We start from the raw sequence: 25,104 nt of genomic DNA, 5'->3' as shown, positions 1-25,104 counted from the left end.
ATAAATCACATTGGAGGTCTTCTTTATGCATGAGTCGCTATCCCTAATTTCAGAGGAACAAACGAGTAACTTGAAGCAACTTGTAAATTCACCATCTTATTACAGCAAAGCCGATATGTTGTTTGAACTCGCTTCACAACCTAAAACATTAACGCGACTTTACAATGAGATGAGCCAAACTGAAAAAAATTATATTAGTACTTTTTTAAAAAATGGTGAATCACTCATTCTAATTAATAAGAGAAAATTAAAAAAGTTACCTATTTGTTATAAATATGGCATTGTTACATTTGTAAAAGAAGATACGTTCGTCGTAAATAATCTCATACTGACTATGTTGAACGAAGTGGTTTTAAACAAAAAGTACACTGATTTTCCACCTAAAACCGTTAGAGAAGAAGATTATGTTATGAAACTTCATGGGCAATATACAGCAATTGAAAAGTATAAAAACGTTTCTCTTAAAGAGGAAATAGATGAATATAATATAGAAAGTCTAAAAGATATTTGTCGCTCTTATAAAATTAAAGGCTTCTCTAATAAGATAAAAGCCTCAATTATTGATTTAATAAATGACGCTTTCTTCCGAGATTTTTCAATTTTAAAACAGGAACTCGCACAAATGCCCCATAGAATCCTAGATATTTTTGTAGATACATACAAAACTGGTCAAAATGTTAATACGAATTATGACTTCAATGCATTAAATGCATACTTAGGTATGGATTTCCAGGTCTTAGAAAGACATCTATTTATTTTAAGATTTGATATACGTAGTGAAGTTATTATCATACCACAGGATGTTATGAATCATTTTTCACAATATGTGAATGATATTGGTGGGTTAGATAATCTTTTGTCCGATTTACTGACTATTAATAACGACGTCCCCTTCTTAGATGAAGATGACTATATTGATGAAGAATCGAATCTTTTATTCGATTTCAATAGTGATCAGATTAACAAACTTATAGATATTGGCGTTGAGGACATCGATGAAAGTGACTTAGAAGAATTATTAAGCGATGAATTTCTGGATTCTACATTTACGAATAGTGTTAATAATTTGTTAAAAGAAGTAAATGTTGAATATAAAATTAGTGAAATGAAGTATCAAAATAAAAGTGATAAAGACATTACTTTATTTAGATTTTATACTGCTGCAACAAATTTATATGGTGTCGTGTCACTGCAATTCGTTTCAAAATTATTAAAACGATTATTAAACACGTCAAAATCAATCAATGAAATTAAATTCCATATTCAATCTTTAAATATGCATCACTTCACAGTTATTAAGCAAGAGTATTTAGTCCATCCAGTAATGGCAAATTATATTGACCCAACTTATGTTGAATCATTAGATCTTGATTATTATGAACCAAAGACATTAAAAGAGTTACTTTCTTTCGATGTCCATGAATATTATAAAGCGGACAGAGTGATTAAAGAATTTAAAACGTTCATAAAACACTACTTCACTACTGATGATAAAGAAGAGATACACACGGATATGACTTTGTTATTCCACGAATTACGTTCATCTTCAGACTTAGATGAAGCGATTATGGCTATTGAAGTCATGATTGCAGGAGATATGCTATACCCTATTCCCGAGGATAAACTAACCGAGCAAGTAGAACAGGTTTGGACTCATTTAAGACTTTGGTTTGCAAAAGGAAATACTATAGAAGAAATACAAAATATATAGATGGATAAATGCCACAAATTGTTCATAGATAATTGTGATTTTAAGCACTTAACATTCAATTATTTTTCAATAAATGATAATCTATTACTATGTAAAATTATAGTTGCGTTACTAATAAAGGAGATTTTAGAAACCTATGAAGAAAAGTTTAATAATAGGTCTCTTTTTATCATTATTACTAACATTAAGTGCTTGTGCACCTAAAGAGGATAATGATTCAACAGACCATCATAGTAATGGCGTTAATGCACCAAAACACGCTAAAAATTTAACAGAAAGTGATATTTTCACTTCAAATAAAGAGAACCAAAAACTAACTGAAGATGAAATGAATAAAGCCATAAAAAAATATTTAGATGTAAATAGTGATATTTTAGATAATAAATATGTAATGCAAAGCCAAATTGACCGACAAAGTACAGGACAAACAAGAGTCACTGATAAACAAGCTAAAAAGCTCAGCAAATTATCAAACTTAGCTGTTAAAAATGATTTACATTTCAAAAAGTTCGTTAAAAACAATACCTTACCTTCTGGGTATAAGGAAAACACTGAGCGTATTATTAATTATTTCCACGCCTTAAATAGCACAATTGCAGATGTAGATAAGAGCATTGAGCAACTTAATTATGAACCACAAAATACAATAAACGTTGTCGATGTGCCTACACATTATGCAGGTGATGTAAATGGTAAACAACAAGATAAAATTCAAAAATTCCTAAACGATAAAAATATTAAATCTGACGTTTTAGATAAATAAAACGTTGTGACTGACATACTTTTCTAGGCACTTAAAAATCCAAACCGTAAAATAGGCGGTTTGGATTTTTGCGTGTTAATTAATTGTTATTATACATTTTATACTTCTAAAAAGTATGGTTTACAATTTTCGACATTGTAATCTAATGCTTCTTCTTCACCAATTACATTGAAATATGCAAATATACAACGAATAACTACTTGATGTGCTACGATTACAATTGTTTTATCGTCACTCATATTCATTTGTTCAAAGAATTGATGAACTCTATTATATACATCTCTATAGCTTTCACCTTCAGGCGCTTTTTGAGTGAAACTATGACGAAAATCTTTATATTCAGGATCGTTAAAGTAACGATGATATTGTGCATCTTGCATTAACTTATCTTTATACTCTCCTTCAAATACTCCTAAAGAGCTTTCTCGAAGCAATGAAGTGATAGTAGAAGGTATGTCATAAGGAAAGATATAACGATAGTTTTCCTGTGTTCGAGTTAAATCAGATATATAAACATGATCAATATGTTTGTCTTTAAAGTAGCTTTCCAAATTTTTTGCGCCTTCAATACCTTTCTTGGTTAATGGCACATCTAATTGGCCACAGAAATAAGCTCGATTATGTTTATTATCATAATTTGATTGTGATTCTCCATGTCTCACTAAATATAATTTCATATACTACAATCCTTTACTGAAATTTAACTACTCTTGCTTAATAATAAATTAATTGATAATGCTATTAAAATAAAACCTACAGTATAATCAAATATAGCTTTTACTTTAGGCTGACTGAATAATAATTTAATATATTGAAATACAAATACACAGAATAAAAACCAAATTAAGATAACCATAATGACTGCTAAAGATAAAATGGCTACTTGTGATTTCACTTCAATGCCGCCAGTTGACAAAAATTGCGGTAAAACACTCACATAATAAAGTAACGCTTTAGGGTTCAAAATTGTGCTTAGAAAGCCTTGTCGATATGAGGTGAAACAACTCACATCATTGACTTTAATACCACCCGTATTAAAGTTCATCGACTGACGAGCTGAACGAATACTTTGTACGCCTAGATAAATCAGATAACAGGCACCTAGAATTTTTATAATCAAAAATACATAATATAAACTTGTAAGAATATATATAATTCCCAATACAGCTAACGATGAATAAATGATATGAGCAGAGGTAATACCCAAAGCTGCCATAGAACCATTTAGTTTGCCCGAATGGATTGTGTTTTTCATGACAATCAAAAAGTCTGGACCAGGCACAATGATAATAAGTAGCGTAATAGTAATAAACGTTATTATTCCATCCATATATACACCCTTTTCAATCAAATATTATAAAAATTATGCCATAACTTATATAAATATGTAAGTCTACGCGTAGTCTAAATGTTAATAAGCGACACAATCATTTTAAGTTTAATAAATAACTTAAATACAACTTTTTACAAATATTAGTACTAAACGAAATTTTTTTATATTTTAAGCACTTTTTATTGTCATTATGGTAGGTAACATGATAGTATTAGGGTGTAGTTAAATAATAACTACAAAGTCTTTTATATTCATGAACATAATACTCCTGGGTGACGCCTTAACCCGACGTCACCCTCTTTTTATGCCCAATTTTAACTACGTTTAAACTATAACCCCTCTAAAAGATAAGTGAAATGATAATCATTAACATTTAAGTAAAATTACTGTCATCATGCATTTTTACATGCTACATTATAACTAAGTAATCACACTTATTGGGGGGGAATCAATAATGGAATTACTAGGTTATAAAATGGTAAACAACGAACTCATGGCAACTGTTAAATCGGATCATGGACATATATTTAGGTATTCATTTAATATTGAAACGCCTGAGTATGAAATTCTGGAAGTATTAGAAGAAGTTAATAAGCACGTTGATAATGGTAGACATCCACTAGGATGTGAGATTATAAAGAACTATGATTTTGAAGATATTCATAGCCATCAGGCCTTAATTAATTAAAATTCATTAAACTAAAAAAGAGAGCTACTATTAAAGTAGCTCTCTTAATATTGCTATTATTTTCTAAGTGCTTTTAAAATTAAAGAAACAACGAAAATAACAATAATTGCACCGATTAGTGCTGGAATGATTGGTACGCCACCCCATACAGGTCCCCATGTACCTAACAATTTACTACCTACAGCTGAACCGATTAAACCAGCGATGATGTTACCGATGATACCACCTGGGATATCTTTACCCATGATCATACCGGCAACCCAGCCGATTAATCCTCCGACTATTAACATAACAATAAAGCCCATATTCAGAACTCTCCTTACATCTTCTATTTTTGTATACTTCTTATATATACCACGCATCAACATGAATAAACATTAGTATATAATTTTATTATATTTTTATTTAAACTTATATCAAATCTCATTATAAAAATTATGGATAATTTATATATTCGTTTTACACTACTACAAATTCGACTTTCACTCTGAAATTCTGTAAAATTTTAATGCATTTTTATAAAAGATCTTCTCTTGTGTCTCTTCATCAAAATGCTTTTGAATTAACTCAATATCTTGTTCACTAAAAGGGCGCTTTGCTCGCGTGGAAGGTAAATCTGTACCAAACATAATGGCATCAGGATTAATGTCAATTAGTTCCTTAATGGCTGCAATAGGCTCAACTTCTATACGTCCAAATCCTGTTGCTTTAACATAAACACCTTGTTTGACTAATGCTTTTAAATCATCAAAACCGTCTGCGGTCAAGCCAAGATGATCGATTGATACTTTAGGTAACGAACTTATAATTTCTTTATAGTCATTTAATTGTTTGGATTCAATATATATTTCAGAATGCCAGCCAACTAAATCATAGACTCTTTGCGCAAACGTCTTAATAAGCGCTATATCTTCAGACCCACCACGTTTAACATTAAATCGAATACCTCTAACTCCTTCATCATGTAATCGAAGAATTTCATCGTCAGATGTTGATGCAGGTAGCTGCGTTATCCCAACAAATTGTCCCTGAAGTTGATTTAAAGCCGATATTAAATAATCTTGGTCAAACCCTTGAAATGAGCCTGATACAATTGCGCCACCAACAACATTTAATTGCTGAGTATGATTTAAATAGTCATTAACCTTAAATGATGGAGGCATATAGCCGTTATTTTCCTTCACCGGAAAATCATAATCAATGATATGAAAATGCGAATCAAATAGTTTCATTATAAATTTCCCCTTTATTTATATTTTTTGAAATAAAGATAACATAATTAATATTTATCAGCTAAAAGACTTGATAATTATTGTGAACAAGACTAGTATAGTTAAATAACTTAGGTTGTATATAAAAGACTCAAATTATTTACTTATAATTAATGAATTGGAAAGTAAGTAAAAATAATTTAAATTCAAACTTGTTTTTTAGGAGGTTATGTTTCATGAGTTCACATACACTTTTTAATTTAAGAACTAAACGAAATCTTGAAATTAACGAATTAACAGAATTAATTAATAAAAAATATGGTACACATTATGAACCCCATCAATTATGGGAATGGGAAAATCATCAACACGAACCTAAGTTTAAAGATGCAATGATTCTCGCAGACTTCTTTGACACACCTTATCAAATGTTAGTCGAAAGTAAATACAAAGAATATCAACAGCAAATTGACGATATCGATATTCGTTTATAATTTCTATTAAAAGCCTGTCATACTATATATTTAGTGTATGACAGGCTTTTTTTATCATATTTTTCGTTTTAAATAAAATTAATCACGATATAATGACTTGAATTTAAATTAATGTCATAAAATAAATTTAATAGCTATTGTATGTAATTTTTAATTTATGTATGATTGTAATAAGTGTTAACTAACTACAAGGAGGATATTTTAATGGCATTTAATGAAGAGCCACCAAATAATACCAATTCATCCCAAGAACAATCACAAGAAACCAATATACATAATCAAGATAAAAATGAAAATGTGAGTAATAATGAAAGTACTCAAAACGATAATTCCAATAGTTCTAATAAAGGGAAATATTGGCTTATTGGATGCGGCGCCGGTTGTGGCTGTCTAGTTATTTTAATTATATTAGTACTAGCAGCTTGTGTGATTTTTATGAAAGTCTCAGACTCAATTTCATCAAGTGATAGTGAAAATGCAACGCATGAATCCAAACAAGAAGGTAACTCTCGTAAAGCTGGCGGGAATGATAAAGAAGAAGCTTTGCAACGTGCTGAAACTTATGCTAAATCAATGTACATGTCTAAAAAAGGTATCTATAATCAATTGACTTCTAGTAGTGGTGATAAATTTAATTCTAGTACAGCTAAATATGCCGTTAATCATTTAAAAGATGTAGATTATAAGGAAAATGCGTTAAAAACTGCAGAAGAAAGTAGTGATAACTTACATTTTTCGAAAAAAGAACTAACTGATTATCTTAAAAATGATGAAAATTCAGGTCAGTTTACTAGTGAACAAGTAGATTATGCAATGAAGCATGCAAAAATTGACTATAAAGAAAATGCATTAGAAACAGCAAAACATATTAGTGACCAATCTTATTCTTCAAAATCGCAACTTGAAGACGAACTTACGTCTAAAGATGGGCGTCAATTTACGAAAGATGAAGCAGATTACGCAATGAAACATTTGAAGACGGATTTTAAAAAGAATGCATTAAAAAATGCCCAACGATATATGCAAGACTCTATCGAATCAAAAAGTGAACTTTATAATAAGTTAGTAGAATACGACGATTTCACAGAAGATGAAGCAAAATATGCTGCCGATAATGTAAAAGTAGACTACAAAGAGAATGCACTAGAAAGAGCCAAATCTTTATCTAAGAATGGCGATACTTCTAAATCAGATATTAAGGATATGTTGTCTTCTAAAGATGGTTTCAAATTTACTGAAGAAGAAGCACAGTATGCCGTTGATCATTTAAAATAATGATTTAATGACAATAAAATACTAGTATTTATAATATCAAATCCCCTTCAAGCTAAATTATTAATTTAGTATTGGTGGGGATTTTCTTGATATAGTACTACTTTGTGTTTAATGTAAAAATATTATTATGTCCTTTCCCTAAAATTCAAAGCACAAAAAATAACCCCATAAGCCTTAAGCCTACGGGGTTTAACCAATACCTATATATTAGTTTTCGTCTTTAACATATGGTAATAAAGCCATATGACGAGCACGTTTGATAGCTGTAGTCAACATACGTTGATATTTAGCTGAAGTACCAGTTACACGACGTGGTAAAATTTTACCGCGTTCTGAGATAAAACGTTTTAATAATTCAGTGTCTTTATAGTCAATGTGTGTAATACCATTTGCTGTGAAATAGCATACTTTTTTACGACGACGTCCGCCTCTTCTTGGTCCACCTGCCATGGTTAATTACCTCCTTTGGAATATTTTTTTATACGTTCATTTTGTTATTAGAATGGTAAGTCATCATCACTAATATCAATCGGTCCGTTTGCGTTTGCAAATGGATTATCAGATTGTTTATTATTTGATGAATTATTGTTATTGTAAGACGTATTTTGTCCTGATTGTTGACCACCAAATCCTTGACCGTAGTCTTGGAAATCATTGTTATTACTTTGATTACGTTGGCCACCTTGAGCATTTTTAGGTTCAAGGAATTGAACACTATCTGCTACAACTTCAGTAACAAAGATACGACGACCTTCTTGATTTTCATAACTGCGTGATTGTATGCGACCATCAACGCCAGCTAGACTACCTTTGAATAAATAATTATTCACATTCTCTGCTTGTCTTCTAAATACAACAACATTGATGAAGTCAGCTTCGCGTTCCCCTTGAGCATTCGTGAAAGTACGATTAACTGCTAGAGTAAATGTCGCTACACTTACGCCTGAGGGAGTGGTTCTGTATTCTGGATCTTTAGTTAAACGACCTACTAATACAACTCTGTTTATCATTAAAACGCCCCCATTAATTTATTACTTATCTTGGTCTTCACGGATAACGATATAACGGATGATATCGTCACTGATTTTAGCTAAACGTTGGAATTCGTCTGTAGCTCTGTTGTTATCAGTTTTAATGCGTACGATGTTATAGAAACCTTCTTTGAAATCTTCAATTTCATAAGCAAGACGGCGTTTACCCCAGTCTTTTTCTTCTAAAACTTCTGATCCTTCTGAAGCTAAGATACCGTTGAAGCGTTCAACAACTGCTTTTTTAGCATCTTCTTCAATGTTTGGACGTACGACATACATAATTTCATATGTTCTCATTTTATACTTGCACCTCCTTGTGGTCTATGCGGCCTATCGAATACTAACGATAAGCAAGGAATAATTTTCATTACTCACAATCAAGAATTATAGCACAGAGTATTACTTTTTACAATATATTTTATTCAGCATCAGTTCCGCTAAGTTACATTGTTTATAACCTTATTTTTCTACATATGTATCGTGTCAATTATAAAGTTGCGAATCATTAGTTTTTGTACTAACATCACAACTGCATTTTGCATATTAATATTATTTTTAAAAAATAAAATATCTAAAGGAGAGCTCAAATGTTCAAGAAAACAACATCATCTATTGCATGTTTAACTATTATGGCAACTTCTATAGGTGCGTTAAATGCAAACGCTTCTGAACAGACTGAAGTTAGCCAAAAAGGAACGATGGGGTATGGATATCAAAAATATCTAAAAAATCATCCCAATGAACAAAGCAACGCTACTAGTAACCGTTCAACCTTTTCAACAAAATCTAAAGCAATCACAACACAAAATGGCGATCGTGTGTTAGATATTTCAGAATGGCAAGGAAACTTAACGGATGCGCAAGTTAAACAACTAAAACAAGATTATGATTTCATCATTATCAGAGGTCAATATGGTTCTGAATATGTTGATCAATGTTTAGAGAATAATTCAGCTTTATTAGATAAAAATAATATGAAATTCGGCGTCTATTCATATAGCCTGTATGAAAATGCTGATGATGCTCGAAATGAAGCTCAAACGCTTTATAGTCGTGCACCTAAAGCTTCATTCTATGTAAATGATTTTGAACAAAATTCAATCACTTCTGGTGATGCTGACACTGCTACAAAAGCTTGGGCTGATGAAATGAAACAACTTGCAGGGAATAAAAAAGTATTATTTTATTCTTATGAGAACTTTATGACCAACAATGTTCCGAATGCTGTAAGTGCCTATGATGGTTATTGGTTAGCAGCTTATCAAACGCAAGAACCTAATAGAGAGAAAGTTTTATGGCAATACACAGATAGTTACTATGCCCCTGAGCTAAACCAAAACGTTGATGCGAATTACTTAGATGCGAATGTTACTGCTGATTGGTTTACTAGTTAAAAAATTTATACATAACACTTTATTTTTACGAACACTTGTTCTATAATAAAGTCGAGGTGTTAAACATGCAATTAGATTTAGATTGGAATAAAGATTTTCAAGAATTTCAAGAAGTATTAAATTGCGGTATCAATCCAGAATGGTTATATTGTGCGAAAGCCAATATGATTCTAGAACCTGCTTACACTGGAGAAGGTAAACAGTTTTTTAGCACCAAAGATATTATTGAAGCAAGTAAAGTTATACCGTTCTTTTAAGATATAATGAAATAAACAATATAAAAAAAGCAATGTAAGTCTCCTGTCACTTAAGCCAAGCGAAACTTACATTGCTTTTTATTTTTTATCAAATATTTAATTTTTACTATGCATATCGCTATAAATAATTAGATGTGATTATTAAACGTTAAATCTAAAGTGAACGATATCGCCATCTTGCATAATGTATTCTTTACCTTCTAAACGTTGTTTACCCGCTTCTTTAGCACCTTGTTCGCCACCATGCTCAACATAGTCATCATAACTTGTCACTTCGGCACGGATAAATCCACGTTCAAAGTCAGTGTGAATAATACCAGCACATTGTGGAGCTGTCATACCTTGTCTGAATGTCCAAGCACGCACTTCTTGTACACCTGCAGTAAAGTATGTTGATAAACCTAATAAATCATATGTTGTTCTGATAAGTACGTCTAGTCCTGGTTCTTCAATGCCTAAATCTTCTAAGAACATTTCTCTATCTTCGTCATCTAATGTAGCGATTTCTTCTTCGATTTTTGCACTAATAACAATAACTTCAGAATCTTCTTTCGCTGCATATTCTCGAATTGCTTTTACTTTATCGTTATCTTCATCACCAATTTCGTCTTCACCAACATTGGCAATATATAACATTTTCTTAGACGTTAGTAATTGTGCTTGGTTAACGTATCTTTGATCTTCTTCATTGAAGTCTAAGCTACGTACAGGATCACCATTTTCAAGTGCTTCTTTGATTCTAGTTAGAATTCTCATTTCCATTTCAGCAGTTTTATCTTTTTGACGCGCCATTTTTTCAATTCGAGGCAAACGTTTTTCAACAGATTCTAAGTCTGCTAATACTAATTCCATATTAATAACTTCAATATCATCTAAAGGATTTACGCGTCCTGATACGTGCGTTACATTTTCATCATCAAATGCACGTACAACTTGGCAAATTGCATCTACTTCACGAATATGTGAAAGGAATTTGTTTCCTAAACCTTCACCTTTAGAAGCACCTTTTACAATACCTGCAATATCAGTAAACTCAAAAGTTGTAGGAATAGTTTTTTTAGGTTCAACCATTTCTGTTAATTTATTTAAACGTGAATCTGGCACCTCTACGATACCTACGTTTGGATCAATTGTTGCGAATGGATAGTTAGCGGCCAATGCTCCCGCTTTTGTTATTGCATTAAATAAGGTAGATTTACCTACGTTCGGTAATCCTACGATTCCTGCTGTTAAAGCCATTAATCATTCTCCTAACCTTCAGTATCTTGATTTGATACTAATATTTTCTTTAATTTTTTATTGAACGTTTGACGTGGAATCATAATACTTCGTTGGCAATTCTCACATTTGATGCGAATATCAGCACCCATACGAATAATTTTAAATCGATTAGTTCCACATGCATGTTGCTTTTTCATCTCTACTATATCATTTATTCCATAATTTGACGTCATGAAATTACCCCTCAATAATAATTAAGATTTGCCTTGTTGATTATTATTTTTAATATAAATTGGTTGTGGTAATTTAATACCTTCTTGAACAAATACTCTTTGAATTTCTTTACGTAATATTCTTGAACCGGATGCACCTTCACCTGGAATGGTTTCAGCAGATATTCTAAACGTTACTTTAGTTTCATCCAACGAATCAATACCTTCTACGACTGGATCAGTGATAAATAAGTAATATTTGCTGCGCATTGCAGTAAATAGTTTATTTAGACGCTTTTCTACCTTGTCTAAGTTTTCTTCTACAGAAACCGGAATTTCTACTATAGAGAAACCATTAGTAATAGAGAAATTAGTAATTTCTCCCATACTACCATTCGGTAAAATCGTTAATTCACCTGTGATTGTGTTAATTCGCGTTGATCTTAAGCCAATAGATTTTACTGTTCCTTCTGCTACTGTTGTACCACCGCTATTGATTTTAACATAATCACCAACGTCAAATTGATTTTCAAATATAATAAAGAAACCAGTGATGATATCTTTAACAATCGTTTGAGCACCGAAACCAACAGCTAAACCTACAACACCGGCACTGGCGATGATACCTTCAACACTAATTCCAAATTTACTTAAGATAGTAGTAATCACAATGAACCAAACAATGTAGCTAACTACGTTTTGCACAAGAGAAATAAGCGTTCGAGAACGTTTCTTATTGCCTTTGCTACTGCGATTTTGAATTTTAAATGCTTGTTCAATTACTTTGTTTAATATTGCTATGACGATAAGTGCAACAATAATATATATGATAATTAATGCTATTTTAATAGCTAAATTTTCATATGTTTCTATTTTAGTTAAAGGTTCAAATAATGAAGACAATACATTTTTGACCTGATTCATGTAATAGTAACCTCCCTATTCAACTTTTTTATAATTAAATTATTATACTCATTTATTGCGCAATATGTATCCGTCTTAAGCTTTATTTTATTACTTATTTCCTTGGTAAAGCCTAAGATGTAACACATCTTAACTCACTCTTTCATAGAGTATCACTCTATCAATATGATTGATTACGTATCATACTTCGTCATTGAGTTTTTGAATGAGTCGTTTAAATTCTTCTTCTGTTTTGAATTCAAATGTTATTTTACCTATATTCTTGCTAGTTGAAATGTCTACTTTAGACCCAAACTTTTCTTTTAGTCGACGTTCTTGCTTTTGAATAAATTTAGGTTTTATTTGCGTTGTTGCTTTGCTTTTTTTAGACTGCCCACCGTCTTGTAATTCATTTACAACCTGTTCAAGATATCTAACACTCCAATTTTCACGTATGGCTTGTTGGCTTATCTTTTTCATCATAGTGACATCTTTAATGCCTAACAACGTGCGTCCATGTGCACTAGATAACGCACCTTCTTTGACTTGATTCGAAATATCTTTGGGTAAATTTAGCAATCTTAGCATATTTGCGATATATGGTCGTGATTTGCCTAGTCGTTCCGCTACTTTTTGTTGTGTTAATCCTAAATCATTCATGAGGCGCTGGTAACTTTCAGCCTCTTCAATAGCATTGAGATCTTCTCGTTGTAAATTCTCGATAATTGCTAATTCCATCATGTCAGAATCGGACAATTCTTTAATAATGGCAGGTATCTCGTTTAACCCTGCTAATTGAGATGCTCTAAATCGTCTTTCGCCAACTACTATATAGTAGCCCTGTACAGTCTGACGCAATACAATGGGCTGTAATACACCATGAGTTTGTATTGACGTTGCTAAATCACTTAATCTATCATCGTCAAATGTTTTACGAGGTTGATATGGATTGGCTTTAATTTTAGAAAGATCAATTTTTTGAATTTGTTCATTTTGACTTATCGCCAATCGCTCATCTTGCTTTTGACCCACTATTTTCACCTCTCTAAGCCATTATTGGTATCATATTTGAAGCATTATCTAAGAACTAGTCTTTTACAATCACAACAAACTTACTTTTACACTATAAATTCAATGGCGCGCATTTTTTAGTACTTATTTATTTTAAAAAATATAGAATAGGTTTAACAAGTAGATTAGACAAATGAAATGAAAAAATTAAATTTTTTTATATACAATTATCACTATGTTATCAATACTTAAAGCGTTTTCTGAATTACCTTTATAATCTTAATTTTCAGAAAAGTTATTGACAAATGTAATTTAGGTCTGTAAGCTATGAATTAACTTAAAAAAACACAAATTACACACTGCAATAAGAAAAGTAGAACTTACACTGCTAATACAGAGAGTCTCCAAAGCTGAGAAGAGACATTGAAAGAAAGTTTGAAAATGGCCTTTGAGTGTTGATGCCAATACGAGGTGTCAACGGGTTCGCCCGTTATAGCGATACAGTATTAACATTTATTGTTTAATGGCGTACTGGAATTCTAGACGTCGCTAATCATCGTTAATACTCATTTACTTATAATCAAGTTAAATGAGTTTTTTAATGTGTCCCCTTCATTCGACTAAAGTGTCACATAACGATTAAATTAGCGTCCACTATCTCAGTACACTTTTATTCACAAAATGGCGTACTGTTTGAGGTTACTTTAGCAATAAAGTAATAAATAAAGGTGGTACCGCGAAACAGGCTTTCGTCCTTTACATCCGATGCATATCGGGTTTAAAGGACGGAAGCTTTTTTTATTGGACAAAAAATTGAATGGAGGATTTGACATGAAAGATACTCAATTAGCACAAATATCATTAACTAAAGATATTACTGGCGCAATAGCCAATCCTATCTATTTGTCTACTGCATATCAACATCCTCACCTTGGTCAGTCAACAGGCTATGATTATACAAGAACAAAGAATCCAACACGTTCTGCATTTGAAGAATCCTTTGCGAAATTAGAAGGAGGCATTGCTTCATTTGCCACTTCAAGTGGCATGGCTGCAGTACAACTTATATGTAACTTGTTTCAACCAGGTGATGAAATATTAGTCGCTTTCGACTTATATGGTGGCACATTTAGATTATTTGACTTTTATGAAAAACAATATGGTATCAAATTTAAATATGTTGATTTCCTAAATTATGAAGAAGTTGTTAACGCTATTACGCCCAATACAAAGGCACTTTTCATAGAACCTATTTCGAATCCACAAATGATCGAAATTGACGTTGAACCTTATTACATCTTAAGTCAACAGCATAATCTATTAACAATTATCGACAACACGTTTTTAACACCTTATTTATCCACGCCTTTAGAAGACGGTGCAGACATTGTACTCCATTCAGCAACTAAATATATTGGCGGTCACAATGATGTATTGGCGGGGGTTGTAACTGTTAAAGATGAATCATTAGCTGAGCAACTTGGGCAATTGCATAACATGATTGGAGCAACATTGTCTCCTATCGATAGTTATTTATTACAGCGTGGCTTAAAAACATTACATTTACGTATTGAACGGTCAGAGGCAAACGCTAAGAAGTTAGCCGAGCGATGTAAAGTTTCTAGTGCTATAGACGAAGTGCTATACAGTGGTAAAACGGGCATGCTAAGTTTACGTCTAAATAAAGACTTTAGCGTTGCTAAATTTTTGGAAAATTTAGAAATCTGTATCTTCGCAGAAAGTCTAGGTGGAACAGAAACATTCATTACTTTCCCATACACACAAACGCATGTCGATATGCCGGATGAAGAAAAAGATAAACGTGGCATAGATGAACACCTTATACGCTTATCCATTGGTATTGAAGATTATAACGACATTGAGTCAGATATTTTACGAGCATTGGAGAATTCTAAAGTAGGAGTGATTTCATGAGCTTATCAAAAGAAACCGAAGTTATTTTTGATGAACACAGAGGTGTAGATTACGATTCAGCTAACCCACCACTTTATGACTCTTCAACATTTCATCAAAAGGTGCTTGGTGGCAATGCAAAATTTGATTATGCCAGAAGTGGCAATCCAAACCGCCAACTTCTTGAAGAAAAATTAGCGAAACTTGAAGGAGGACAATATGCATTTGCGTACGCCTCAGGTATCGCAGCAATTTCAGCGGTATTACTAACATTAAAAGCAAATGATCACGTCATTCTTCCTGATGATGTATACGGTGGCACATTCAGACTTACAGAACAAATTTTAAATCGCTTTGATATTCAATTTACAACTGTTAATGCTACACAACCTGAAGAAATTGAGCGTGCGATTCAACCGAATACCAAACTCATCTACGTAGAAACACCATCCAATCCTTGTTTCAAAATTACAGATATACGTGCAGTAGCAGCGATTGCTAAACGTCATCACTTACTTTTAGCAGTAGATAACACATTTATGACACCGTTGGGTCAATCACCACTTGCACTTGGCGCTGATATTGTGGTTCATTCAGCTACTAAATTTTTAGGTGGCCACAGCGATATTATCGCAGGCGCTGCCATTACAAATCGTAAAGACGTCGCTGATGCATTATATCTTTTACAGAATGGTACGGGCACTGCATTGTCAGCGCATGATAGTTGGACATTAGCCAAACACTTAAAAACATTACCTGTGCGGTTTAAACAATCAACATCAAATGCAGAGAAACTTGTAGCATTTTTAAAAGAAAGAGAAGAAATTGCCGAAGTATATTATCCAGGAAACAGTTCATTACACTTATCACAAGCAAATAGCGGTGGTGCCGTGATTGGATTTCGATTAAAAGATGAAACGAAAGCACAAGACTTTGTAGATGCTTTAACTTTACCCCTAGTTTCAGTAAGTCTTGGGGGTGTAGAAACGATATTATCTCATCCAGCCACAATGTCACATGCTGCTGTTCCTGAAGATGTTCGAAATGAACGTGGCATTACCTTTGGCTTATTCCGATTAAGCGTAGGTCTAGAACAACCTCAAGAATTAATTGCTGACCTCAACTACGCATTAAAGGAGGCTTTCAATGAGTCGATTATTGAATCAATTACAGAACAACGTTTTAGTAGCTGACGGTGCAATGGGAACAATTCTCTATTCAGAGGGTTTAGATACATGTCCAGAAGCTTATAACTTAACACACCCAGAAAAAGTAGAGTCTATACATCGTTCTTATATAGAGGCCGGTGCCGATATTATCCAGACCAACACGTATGGTGCTAACTTTGAAAAGCTAAGACGCTTTGGCTTGGAACATAAAGTAAAGGACATTCATAAGGCAGCTGTAGCCATCGCAAAACGTGCCGCACGACCTGATACTTTCATACTTGGTACAGTAGGTGGTTTCAGAAGTTTACAGCAAGAGGAATTGCCTTTGTCCACCATTCAGTATCACGCTGAAAATCAAATCGATACACTCGTTGAAGAAGGTGTTGATGGGTTATTATTCGAAACTTACTACGACTTAGAAGAACTGACAAATATTGTTACAACAACACGTCGAAAGTACGATATCCCTATCATCGCACAATTGACCGCTTCAAATACGAATTACTTAGTCGATGGCACTGAAATCAATAAAGCTTTACAGCAATTAGTTGCCTGTGGCGCCAATGTTGTTGGATTAAATTGCCATCACGGTCCACACCATATGCAACGCTCATTTTCACATATTGAGTTACCAGAAACGGCTTACTTATCATGCTATCCAAACGCAAGTTTACTGGATATTGAGAATAGCGAATTTAAGTATAGCGATAATGCACAATATTTCGGAGATGTCGCACAAGAACTTATTAATGAGGGGGTGAGATTAATTGGAGGATGTTGTGGCACAACACCACAACACATTGCATATATCAAATCATCTGTAAAAGATTTAAAACCTGTTAAAAATAAAAACGTCATTCCAATCAATCGTCAGACAAATCGAGCAGTCACACATACCTATAAACATAATTTAACAACAAAAGTTAAAAACGGACCAACAGTTATTGTCGAACTCGATACACCTAAACATTTAGATACAGATCTCTTCTTTGAGAATATTGGCAAACTTGACGAAGCGAACATTGATGCTGTTACCCTCGCTGACAATTCACTTGCTACTGTTCGTGTTAGCAATATCGCTGCAGCGAGCATCATACGCCAACGTTATAACATTGAACCCCTCGTGCATATTACATGTCGAGATCGTAATTTGATTGGCTTGCAATCACACTTACTTGGCTTATCGCTTATTGGCGTTAATGAAATTTTAGCGATTACAGGTGACCCTTCAAAAGTAGGCCACCTACCCGGTGCCACGAATGTCTACGATGTAAATTCAAAAGGATTAACCGAATTAGCATTAAGATTCAATCAAGGTATTAATACTGATGGTGATGCGCTGAAGAAACATACAAACTTCAACATCGCTGGTGCATTTGACCCTAATGTACGCAAACTTGACGGTGCAGTAAAACGCCTTGAGAAAAAAGTAGCTGCCGGTATGAATTACTTCATTACACAACCTGTGTATAGCAAAGAAAAAATTAAAGAAGTATATGAGGCGACGAAACACCTTAATGTCCCTCTATTTATAGGTATCATGCCTATCGCAAGCTATAACAATGCACTTTTCCTACATAACGAAGTGCCTGGTATTAAAATGTCTGAAGATGTATTAAGCCAATTTAAAGCAGTAAGAGATGATAAAGAAAAAACAAAAGCATTAAGTTTGAGACTTTCTAAAGAATTGATTGATACAGTGCATGAGTATTTCAATGGTTTATACATTATCACACCATTCCAACGTATCGATTATTCATTAGAACTCGCAGCATATTCTAAAGCAATTACCCAAAACAAGGAGGCAATATCATGACAACAATTACAACTTCAAATTTAGGATTCCCAAGATTAGGTAGAAAAAGAGAATGGAAAAAAGCCATCGAAAGCTATTGGGCTAAAAAAATCGATAAAACAGAATTAGATCAAAAGTTAAGTGACCTACATAGAGAAAATTTACTATTACAAAAAAATTATAATTTAGACAGTGTACCTGTCGGCGACTTCTCATTGTATGATCATATTCTCGATACATCATTATTATTCAACATCATCCCTGAACGTTTCCAAGGTCGCGAAGTTAACGATGATTTATTATTCGATATTGCACGCGGTAATAAAGAACATGTCGCGAGTGCACTCATTAAATGGTTCAACACGAATTACCACTATATTGTTCCTGAATGGGATAATGTTGAACCTAAAGTGAACCACAACATTTTATTAGATCGCTTTAACTATGCGAAATCTCTTAACGTTAACGCTCACCCTGTGATTGTAGGTCCTATAACGTTTGTAAAATTATCTAAAGGTGGACATCAATCATTCGAAGAGAAAGTTCAAACACTATTACCTTTATATAAAGAAGTGCTTCAATCATTAATTGACGCTGGTGCAGCCTATATCCAAGTTGATGAACCAGTATTAGTTACTGATGAAAGCGAAGCTTATGAAGCTATTACTAGAGAAGCTTATGACTACTTTGATAAAGCAGGTTTAGCTGACAAATTAGTCATTCAAACTTACTTCGAACGTGCCAATGTTAAATTCTTAAGTTCATTACCAGTTGGTGGTTTAGGATTAGACTTTGTACACGACAACGGTTATAACTTAAAACAAATTGAATCAGGTGACTTCGATTCATCTAAAACATTATATGCAGGTATTATTGATGGCCGTAACGTGTGGGCTGCAGATATCGAAGCTAAGAAAAAATTAATCGAAACGTTACAAGGACACGCAAAACATATCGTTATCCAACCTTCATCATCTTTATTACACGTTCCAGTATCATTAGATGATGAAACTTTAGAGCAATCAATCGAAGAAGGTTTAAGTTTCGCCACTGAAAAGTTAGATGAATTAGACGCGCTACGTCGACTATTTAACCAGAACGATAGCGCAAAATATGACAAATTGAAAGCACGTTATGAACGTTTCCAAAGTCAATCATTCAAAAATCTAGAATACGACTTCGATAGTGTACCAACAAGTCGTAAGTCACCTTTCCCTGAGCGTAAAAAGGCACAAGACGCACGCTTACACTTACCTGACTTACCAACAACTACAATCGGTTCATTCCCTCAAACACAAGAAGTACGTAAATATCGTGCCGATTGGAAAAACAAACGTATCTCAGATGAAGACTATAATAACTTCTTAGAAAGTGAAATTGCACGTTGGATTAAAATTCAAGAAGATATCGGTTTAGATGTATTAGTGCATGGTGAATTCGAACGTAATGATATGGTTGAATTCTTTGGAGAAAAACTTCAAGGTTTCTTAGTAACAAAATTCGGATGGGTACAATCATATGGTTCACGCGCAGTTAAACCACCAGTAATTTACGGAGATGTAAAATGGACTGAACCACTAACAGTCAAAGAAACTGTATATGCGCAAAGTTTAACTGACAAACCAGTTAAAGGTATGCTAACTGGCCCTGTAACTATCTTAAACTGGTCATTCGAACGCGTAGATGTACCACGTAAAGTCGTTCAAGACCAAATCGCTTTAGCCATTGACGAAGAAGTATTAGCGCTAGAAGAAGCGGGTATAAAAGTAATCCAAGTAGATGAACCAGCTTTACGTGAAGGTTTACCATTACGTTCTGAATACCATGAACAATATCTTGCAGATGCAGTAAATTCATTCAAATTAGCAACATCTTCAGTACAAGATGAAACGCAAATTCATACGCATATGTGTTATTCTCAATTTGGTCAAATCATCCATGCTATCCATGAATTAGACGCTGATGTTATCTCAATTGAAACATCACGTAGCCATGGTGATTTAATCAAAGATTTTGAAGATATTAACTACGATTTAGGTATTGGCTTAGGTGTTTATGATATTCATAGTCCACGTATTCCTACAGAAGATGAAATCGCTACAGCGATTGATCGTTCTTTACAACAAATTGACCGTTCACTATTCTGGGTTAACCCAGACTGCGGCTTAAAAACACGTAAAGAAGATGAAGTAAAAGACGCTCTAACTGTACTTGTAAATACAGTTCGTAAAAAACGTGAATCAAATAATCAAAATAAACCCGCGTAGGGAGGGAGCTGTACAGAAATCACTTGTGATTTCGTCGTACAGCCCCGGCACAGATGACTAGAACTGAAGCAAGCTTTTCCAAAGCGACGGGTCAGTTCAGTCAGTCACTGCCATAATCAACATAGAATAACAATTACAATTGGAGGTGTTGTACATGCCAAACTTTCCATTATGGGATCAACTAAATCAACTGAAAGAAGCTGAATGGGTTGATTTAACACATACCTTTGACCCTGAAATACCTCGATTTAGTGAATTTGAAAAAGGTGAAGTTTCCACTCTTTTCACAGTCGAAGAACACGGCTTTTACGTGCAACGTTGGAATATCGTCACTCAATATGGTACACACATCGATGCACCTATTCACTTTGTAGAGAATAAACGTTACTTAGAAGAGCTAGACTTAAAAGAGTTAGTATTACCCCTTATCGTCTTAGACTTTTCAAAAGAAGCTGCAGAAAATGCTGATTTTATCGTCACACGTGACCATTTAGAGCAATGGGAAGCTAAAAACGGACGTATTGAAGAAGGCACGTTTGTAGCATTACGTACTGACTGGTCGAAACGTTGGCCAGATATTGAACAATTTGAAAATAAAGATTCTGATGGTAATCAACATTTACCGGGTTGGGGATTAGACGCCTTGAAGTTCTTAATCGAAGAACGTGGCGTAAAATCAATTGGCCACGAAACATTCGACACAGATGCGTCGGTAGATACTGCTAAAAATGGTGACATCGTTGGAGAACGTTACATTCTTGGACAAGATACGTTCCAACTTGAATTGTTAACGAATTTAGACCAATTGCCAACGCGTGGTGCAGTCATTTACGCGATTAGTCCGAAACCGAAAGACGCACCTGGTTTCCCAGTACGTGCATTTGCGATTAAACCTTAAAAAATGATACTTGAAGGCTTGATAACGAGCGATCAAAGCCAAACCTTTCCTAATATTAATAAAAATCCTACCACATCAACCGTTACGTGTAAGTACCGGTATGTGGCAGGATATTTTATTGATACGTTTTTATAATATTAATGATGTCTTCGTGAATATCCGGATGCGCGATAATCGCACCTTTAACATGATTTAAATCGATAGAGTTGCCTTGAATATCTGTTACAACTAACCCTAACTCTTTCGCATATAATATTTGTGCACTCATATCCCACAGGTTTGCTCCCATATCAATACTTGCTCCGAAATCCCCTGTAATTGTTCGCAACGCACCAATGCCACCAGCACCAATAAATCGAAAACCATGCGATTTTGAAATCAATGCCTTTAATAACTCGGAACGCGCACGTTTCGGATCAATAGAAATCAACGCATCTTTGAGGTGATGATACATGTCTACACGTAGTGGCACGCCATTAACCGTCACACCTTTACCCTTTACAGCTTTATATAACTTCTGTTGATAAAATTCATATGTATAAGCTAATAATGGCTCTCCATTGTAGAATAAACTTACTATTAAACAATAATCTTTATGTTGTTTAACAAGATTCGTTGTACCATCAATGGGATCTATCGCCCAAGCATAGCCACGATACATATCAATCTCATGATTGCTTTTTTCTTCACCCATAATCTGGTGTTCTGGATAATATGCTTTAATAAGTTGAGTGAAATCAGCTTGAACTTCTTTGTCGATATTCGTCACTAAATCCAAATCATGCTTTTTTGTTTCAACCGCCACATCATTCAACATCATATCAACCTTACGTGCAATCTGTGCTATCCATGCTTCAATACGATGATCAATATCTTGAATTGAGTACACGCCCTTCTCACCTCTCAATTTTAAAAAACTTATCTGATTGGCATTCTCCACTATCTATATGTCAGAAAGTCTATCCTACCGCAATTTGAACACTTTAATCATACATAACAATATTTAGTAAGTAAAATGACTTTATTTGAGTTCCGCTTTATGAAATCAGTTGTTTAATGTAAAATGACTATAAATTGTATTTTAGGAGGTGTCGAAATGTTTCTTATAGCATTTTGTTGCAGATTTCTACAAATCATTCGCAACAAATTTTCGATTGTAATTTCAAAATTGGTGGAGTATGTCTTTTTTGAAGTTATTAATCGCTCTATAAGGAACGGACACTAACATTCCCTTCCTTATAGATAATATGGAGGAAGGAAATTGAATATATTAAATGCTACGGATGTTACTAAAAAGTTTCTTGACGAAACATTATTCGACAATGTTAAGCTAACCCTCAATTCTGGTGACACTATTGGCTTAGTCGGTCGAAATGGTGAAGGAAAAACAACATTATTAAGACTTCTATGTGGGTCAGAATCTCCCACGACAGGTATTATAAGCTGGAAAAAAAATATAAAAATTGGTTATTTAGATCAAATTCCTAATTATGCTGATAATGAAAGAGTTTATACTTGTTTAAAATCAGTATTCGGCGAATTAAACATCATCTCTGAGCAACTTAAATTATTAGAAGAAAAAATGAGTATGGCTGTGAATGATATAGATGAATTAATGCTTCGCTATGGGAATTTGCAGTCATATTATGAGGAACATGGCGGCTATGAAATAGATGCTAAAATACGTAGAGTAGCCAGTGGCTTAAATATAACGCATTTACTTGAATCACAGTGGAAAGATTTATCTGGTGGAGAACGAACAAAAGTAGGTATCGCTCAGATATTAATTAAGCCGACAGATTTATTACTCTTAGACGAACCAACGAATCATCTTGATTTCAAATCTATTGAATGGTTAACCAATTATATAAAAAATTATCACGGCGCTACAGTGGTTGTCTCACACGATCGCTATTTTTTAGATGAAACAGTAAATCAAATTATAGAAATCGATCAAAAAAATCTATATCCATATAATGGCAACTACTCATATTTTGTAGAAGAACGTGAAAAAAGATTATTAATTGAATTCGAAGCATATAAAACACAGCAAAAGAAAATAAAAAAAATGAAAGCGTCTATAAAACAATTAAGAATGTGGGCCAGCCAATCTAACCCTCCCAATGCTGGCATGTATCGTCGAGCTAAAAGCATGGAAAAATCATTAAATCGCATCAAACGTTTGGATAAACCAATTCTCAACTCAAAAAATATGAAGATGGAATTAGAAGATGCTACACGCGTTTCTAACAGAGTCATAGAGATGGAAGATGTCACTAAAACGTATGATAAGTTATTATTTGAAAATGTGAATATGTTGGTTAGAAGAGGCGAGCATATAGCTATAATTGGAGATAATGGTACTGGAAAATCTACCTTATTGAAAATTATTTTAGGAGTCGTTTCAATTGATAACGGTACTATTAAAACGGCAAACAACTTAAAAATAGGTTATCTTTCACAACATGAATTTGAGAATGATGCTGATAACAACACCGTATTAAATACGTTTCGTGAAGAGGTAAATGTGTCAGAAGCGGAAGCCCGACATATTTTAGCTGACTTTATGTTTTATGGGAAAGATGTTTTTAAAAAAGTTGGTGATTTAAGTGGTGGCGAAAAAATAAGACTGAGATGGGCTCAAATTGTACACACTGATTATAACTTACTCATTTTGGATGAACCCACTAATCATTTAGATATAGAAGCAAAAGAAATCATTGAAGACGCACTATTAAATTATGAAGGTTCAATTATTACGGTTTCACATGACATCTATTTTCTCAATAAATTATTTAACACTACTTATTTATTAAAAAACAAATCTTTAAAGAAATTCGAAGGTAATTATAACTATATTAAAGAAAAAGAATATTTATAAATAACTCATCATTCATACGACTAAAGGGATAGTTGATAATCAGCTATCCTTTTTCCTATATTTTAAAACTTTGCATATCAAATCCATGAAACCAATATGCGCTATTCGCTAAATAAAACTAGCACTTTAATCGTAATGCTTATAACTCCTATTTAACGGGTAAACGCTTAATAGTCAATTCTTTAAACATGTGGGAGGAAACGCAAATGAGTACTAAAACAGTCTATGATGTGATTGATACTGGCGTGAACTACTTACTATCAGTTTATGATAGTTGGAACGTTGAGAAAGTATTAGATAAAGAGAATGATGTTTTTCCAAATACTTTACATTGGCAATTTGGACATGTTTTAACTATTTTCGATTCTGCTTTATCAATGGGTGGTCAAAATGCCGTTGATATTGAAACGTATACTAAATTATTTGGTTACGGTTCTAGTCCTACAAACTGGGTGGGACAAGACATACCATCAATTGAATCGATTAAAGAGGACTTAAAAACAATTCCAGATCGTGCTCGTCAACTTACTGATGAACAACTATCACAAGAACTTGAACAACCGATTGCTGGCTGCAAAACACTTAACGAATTATTAGTGTTAAATGCCATTCACGTCCCATTACATGCAGGTAAAATTGAAGAAATGGCTCGTGTGCTTAAACAGGCCTAGTAATC

General features: G+C 33.5%; 26 protein-coding genes. 14 read left to right on the top strand and 12 right to left on the bottom strand.

What is annotated here, in order from left to right:
• Positions 1–25: 25 nt before the first annotated feature.
• Positions 26–1,711 (top strand): hypothetical protein, encoded by a 1,686-nt coding sequence (locus F1592_RS07800; protein WP_053016878.1) that lies wholly within the window; start codon positions 26–28, stop codon positions 1,709–1,711.
• Between the two features lie 136 nt (positions 1,712–1,847).
• Positions 1,848–2,474, top strand: coding sequence for an NDxxF motif lipoprotein (locus F1592_RS07795; protein WP_149809620.1), 627 nt, complete (start codon positions 1,848–1,850; stop codon positions 2,472–2,474).
• A gap of 98 nt (positions 2,475–2,572) precedes the next feature.
• Here F1592_RS07795 and F1592_RS07790 read toward each other — a convergent pair whose 3' ends face one another.
• Complete coding sequence (locus tag F1592_RS07790) at positions 2,573–3,151, bottom strand: histidine phosphatase family protein (RefSeq protein WP_149809621.1); 579 nt, start codon at positions 3,149–3,151, stop codon at positions 2,573–2,575.
• A gap of 23 nt (positions 3,152–3,174) precedes the next feature.
• Positions 3,175–3,804, bottom strand: a complete 630-nt coding sequence (locus F1592_RS07785) for a LysE family translocator (protein WP_053016880.1) — start codon at positions 3,802–3,804, stop codon at positions 3,175–3,177.
• Between the two features lie 457 nt (positions 3,805–4,261).
• Here F1592_RS07785 and F1592_RS07780 point away from each other — a divergent pair, with 457 nt between their 5' ends.
• Positions 4,262–4,495, top strand: a complete 234-nt coding sequence (locus F1592_RS07780) for a hypothetical protein (protein WP_037537782.1) — start codon at positions 4,262–4,264, stop codon at positions 4,493–4,495.
• 56 nt (positions 4,496–4,551) lie between these two features.
• Here the strand turns inward: F1592_RS07780 and F1592_RS07775 are convergent, their stop codons facing one another.
• Together F1592_RS07775 and F1592_RS07770 are read right to left on the bottom strand one after the other, a co-directional pair.
• Complete coding sequence (locus F1592_RS07775) at positions 4,552–4,800, bottom strand: GlsB/YeaQ/YmgE family stress response membrane protein (protein WP_011276862.1); 249 nt, start codon at positions 4,798–4,800, stop codon at positions 4,552–4,554.
• Positions 4,801–4,977: 177 nt separating this feature from the next.
• A complete protein-coding gene (locus F1592_RS07770) occupies positions 4,978–5,727 on the bottom strand; it encodes an amidohydrolase family protein (RefSeq protein WP_037537781.1) in 750 nt (249 codons plus the stop codon).
• Positions 5,728–5,942: 215 nt separating this feature from the next.
• On the opposite strand from F1592_RS07770, the gene F1592_RS07765 reads away from it, so the two are divergent.
• Both F1592_RS07765 and F1592_RS07760 read left to right on the top strand, forming a co-directional pair.
• Positions 5,943–6,200, top strand: coding sequence for a hypothetical protein (locus F1592_RS07765; protein ID WP_011276864.1), 258 nt, complete (start codon positions 5,943–5,945; stop codon positions 6,198–6,200).
• Between the two features lie 204 nt (positions 6,201–6,404).
• The gene (locus F1592_RS07760) at positions 6,405–7,475 is read left to right on the top strand and encodes an Ltp family lipoprotein (protein ID WP_053016881.1); all 1,071 of its coding nucleotides are present in this window, start codon (positions 6,405–6,407) and stop codon (positions 7,473–7,475) included.
• 207 nt (positions 7,476–7,682) lie between these two features.
• Here F1592_RS07760 and rpsR read toward each other — a convergent pair whose 3' ends face one another.
• The 3 genes from rpsR to rpsF are packed head-to-tail and all read right to left on the bottom strand — an operon-like array spanning position 7,683 to position 8,803.
• Positions 7,683–7,925 carry a 30S ribosomal protein S18 gene (gene rpsR / locus F1592_RS07755; protein WP_002447994.1) on the bottom strand — a complete coding sequence of 81 codons (243 nt, stop codon included), beginning with the start codon at positions 7,923–7,925 and terminating at the stop codon, positions 7,683–7,685.
• A gap of 47 nt (positions 7,926–7,972) precedes the next feature.
• Positions 7,973–8,485: a single-stranded DNA-binding protein gene (gene ssb, locus F1592_RS07750; protein ID WP_011276866.1), complete on the bottom strand. Its 513-nt coding sequence runs from the start codon at positions 8,483–8,485 to the stop codon at positions 7,973–7,975.
• Positions 8,486–8,506: 21 nt separating this feature from the next.
• Entirely contained in the window at positions 8,507–8,803 is a 297-nt protein-coding gene (gene rpsF / locus F1592_RS07745) for a 30S ribosomal protein S6 (protein ID WP_011276867.1), read from the bottom strand.
• 290 nt (positions 8,804–9,093) lie between these two features.
• Here rpsF and F1592_RS07740 point away from each other — a divergent pair, with 290 nt between their 5' ends.
• Complete coding sequence (locus tag F1592_RS07740) at positions 9,094–9,900, top strand: glycoside hydrolase family 25 protein (RefSeq protein WP_037537778.1); 807 nt, start codon at positions 9,094–9,096, stop codon at positions 9,898–9,900.
• 65 nt (positions 9,901–9,965) lie between these two features.
• Positions 9,966–10,157, top strand: a complete 192-nt coding sequence (locus F1592_RS07735; RefSeq protein ID WP_011276869.1) for a hypothetical protein — start codon at positions 9,966–9,968, stop codon at positions 10,155–10,157.
• A gap of 141 nt (positions 10,158–10,298) precedes the next feature.
• Here F1592_RS07735 and ychF read toward each other — a convergent pair whose 3' ends face one another.
• The 4 genes from ychF to F1592_RS07715 form a co-directional block, all read right to left on the bottom strand.
• Entirely contained in the window at positions 10,299–11,396 is a 1,098-nt protein-coding gene (gene ychF / locus F1592_RS07730; RefSeq protein WP_037537775.1) for a redox-regulated ATPase YchF, read from the bottom strand.
• Between the two features lie 11 nt (positions 11,397–11,407).
• Entirely contained in the window at positions 11,408–11,611 is a 204-nt protein-coding gene (locus F1592_RS07725; protein ID WP_011276871.1) for a DUF951 domain-containing protein, read from the bottom strand.
• 21 nt (positions 11,612–11,632) lie between these two features.
• A complete protein-coding gene (locus tag F1592_RS07720) occupies positions 11,633–12,514 on the bottom strand; it encodes a mechanosensitive ion channel family protein (protein ID WP_011276872.1) in 882 nt (293 codons plus the stop codon).
• A 180-nt stretch (positions 12,515–12,694) separates the two neighbouring features.
• Positions 12,695–13,525: a ParB/RepB/Spo0J family partition protein gene (locus tag F1592_RS07715; RefSeq protein ID WP_037537772.1), complete on the bottom strand. Its 831-nt coding sequence runs from the start codon at positions 13,523–13,525 to the stop codon at positions 12,695–12,697.
• A gap of 810 nt (positions 13,526–14,335) precedes the next feature.
• Here F1592_RS07715 and F1592_RS07710 point away from each other — a divergent pair.
• From F1592_RS07710 to F1592_RS07690, 5 genes are all read left to right on the top strand, one after another.
• Positions 14,336–15,439 carry a PLP-dependent transferase gene (locus F1592_RS07710; protein ID WP_037537769.1) on the top strand — a complete coding sequence of 368 codons (1,104 nt, stop codon included), beginning with the start codon at positions 14,336–14,338 and terminating at the stop codon, positions 15,437–15,439.
• A complete protein-coding gene (gene metC, locus F1592_RS07705; protein WP_053016882.1) occupies positions 15,436–16,611 on the top strand; it encodes a cystathionine beta-lyase MetC in 1,176 nt (391 codons plus the stop codon). The genes F1592_RS07710 and metC overlap by 4 nt, the downstream gene beginning before the upstream one ends.
• On the top strand, positions 16,565–18,403 hold the full coding sequence (locus tag F1592_RS07700) for a bifunctional homocysteine S-methyltransferase/methylenetetrahydrofolate reductase (protein ID WP_053016883.1): 1,839 nt from the start codon (positions 16,565–16,567) through the stop codon (positions 18,401–18,403). Before metC ends, F1592_RS07700 begins: the two co-directional genes overlap by 47 nt.
• On the top strand, positions 18,400–20,649 hold the full coding sequence (gene metE, locus F1592_RS07695) for a 5-methyltetrahydropteroyltriglutamate--homocysteine S-methyltransferase (protein ID WP_053016884.1): 2,250 nt from the start codon (positions 18,400–18,402) through the stop codon (positions 20,647–20,649). Before F1592_RS07700 ends, metE begins: the two co-directional genes overlap by 4 nt.
• Before the next feature lie 154 nt (positions 20,650–20,803).
• On the top strand, positions 20,804–21,547 hold the full coding sequence (locus F1592_RS07690; RefSeq protein ID WP_053016885.1) for a cyclase family protein: 744 nt from the start codon (positions 20,804–20,806) through the stop codon (positions 21,545–21,547).
• A 115-nt stretch (positions 21,548–21,662) separates the two neighbouring features.
• Here the strand turns inward: F1592_RS07690 and F1592_RS07685 are convergent, their stop codons facing one another.
• Positions 21,663–22,436: an inositol monophosphatase family protein gene (locus F1592_RS07685; RefSeq protein WP_053016886.1), complete on the bottom strand. Its 774-nt coding sequence runs from the start codon at positions 22,434–22,436 to the stop codon at positions 21,663–21,665.
• A 372-nt stretch (positions 22,437–22,808) separates the two neighbouring features.
• Between F1592_RS07685 and abc-f the strand changes: the two genes are divergently transcribed.
• Positions 22,809–24,428, top strand: coding sequence for a ribosomal protection-like ABC-F family protein (gene abc-f / locus F1592_RS07680; protein WP_107609723.1), 1,620 nt, complete (start codon positions 22,809–22,811; stop codon positions 24,426–24,428).
• Between the two features lie 206 nt (positions 24,429–24,634).
• Positions 24,635–25,099: a bacillithiol transferase BstA gene (locus F1592_RS07675; protein ID WP_053016887.1), complete on the top strand. Its 465-nt coding sequence runs from the start codon at positions 24,635–24,637 to the stop codon at positions 25,097–25,099.
• The last annotated feature ends 5 nt before the right edge of the window (positions 25,100–25,104 follow it).

This window comes from Staphylococcus sp. GDX7P312P, from assembly GCF_008385775.1.
Classification (GTDB): domain Bacteria; phylum Bacillota; class Bacilli; order Staphylococcales; family Staphylococcaceae; genus Staphylococcus; species Staphylococcus haemolyticus.
The sequence above is the reverse complement of the archived record's forward strand: the minus strand, read 5'-3'. Positions and strand labels throughout refer to the sequence as shown.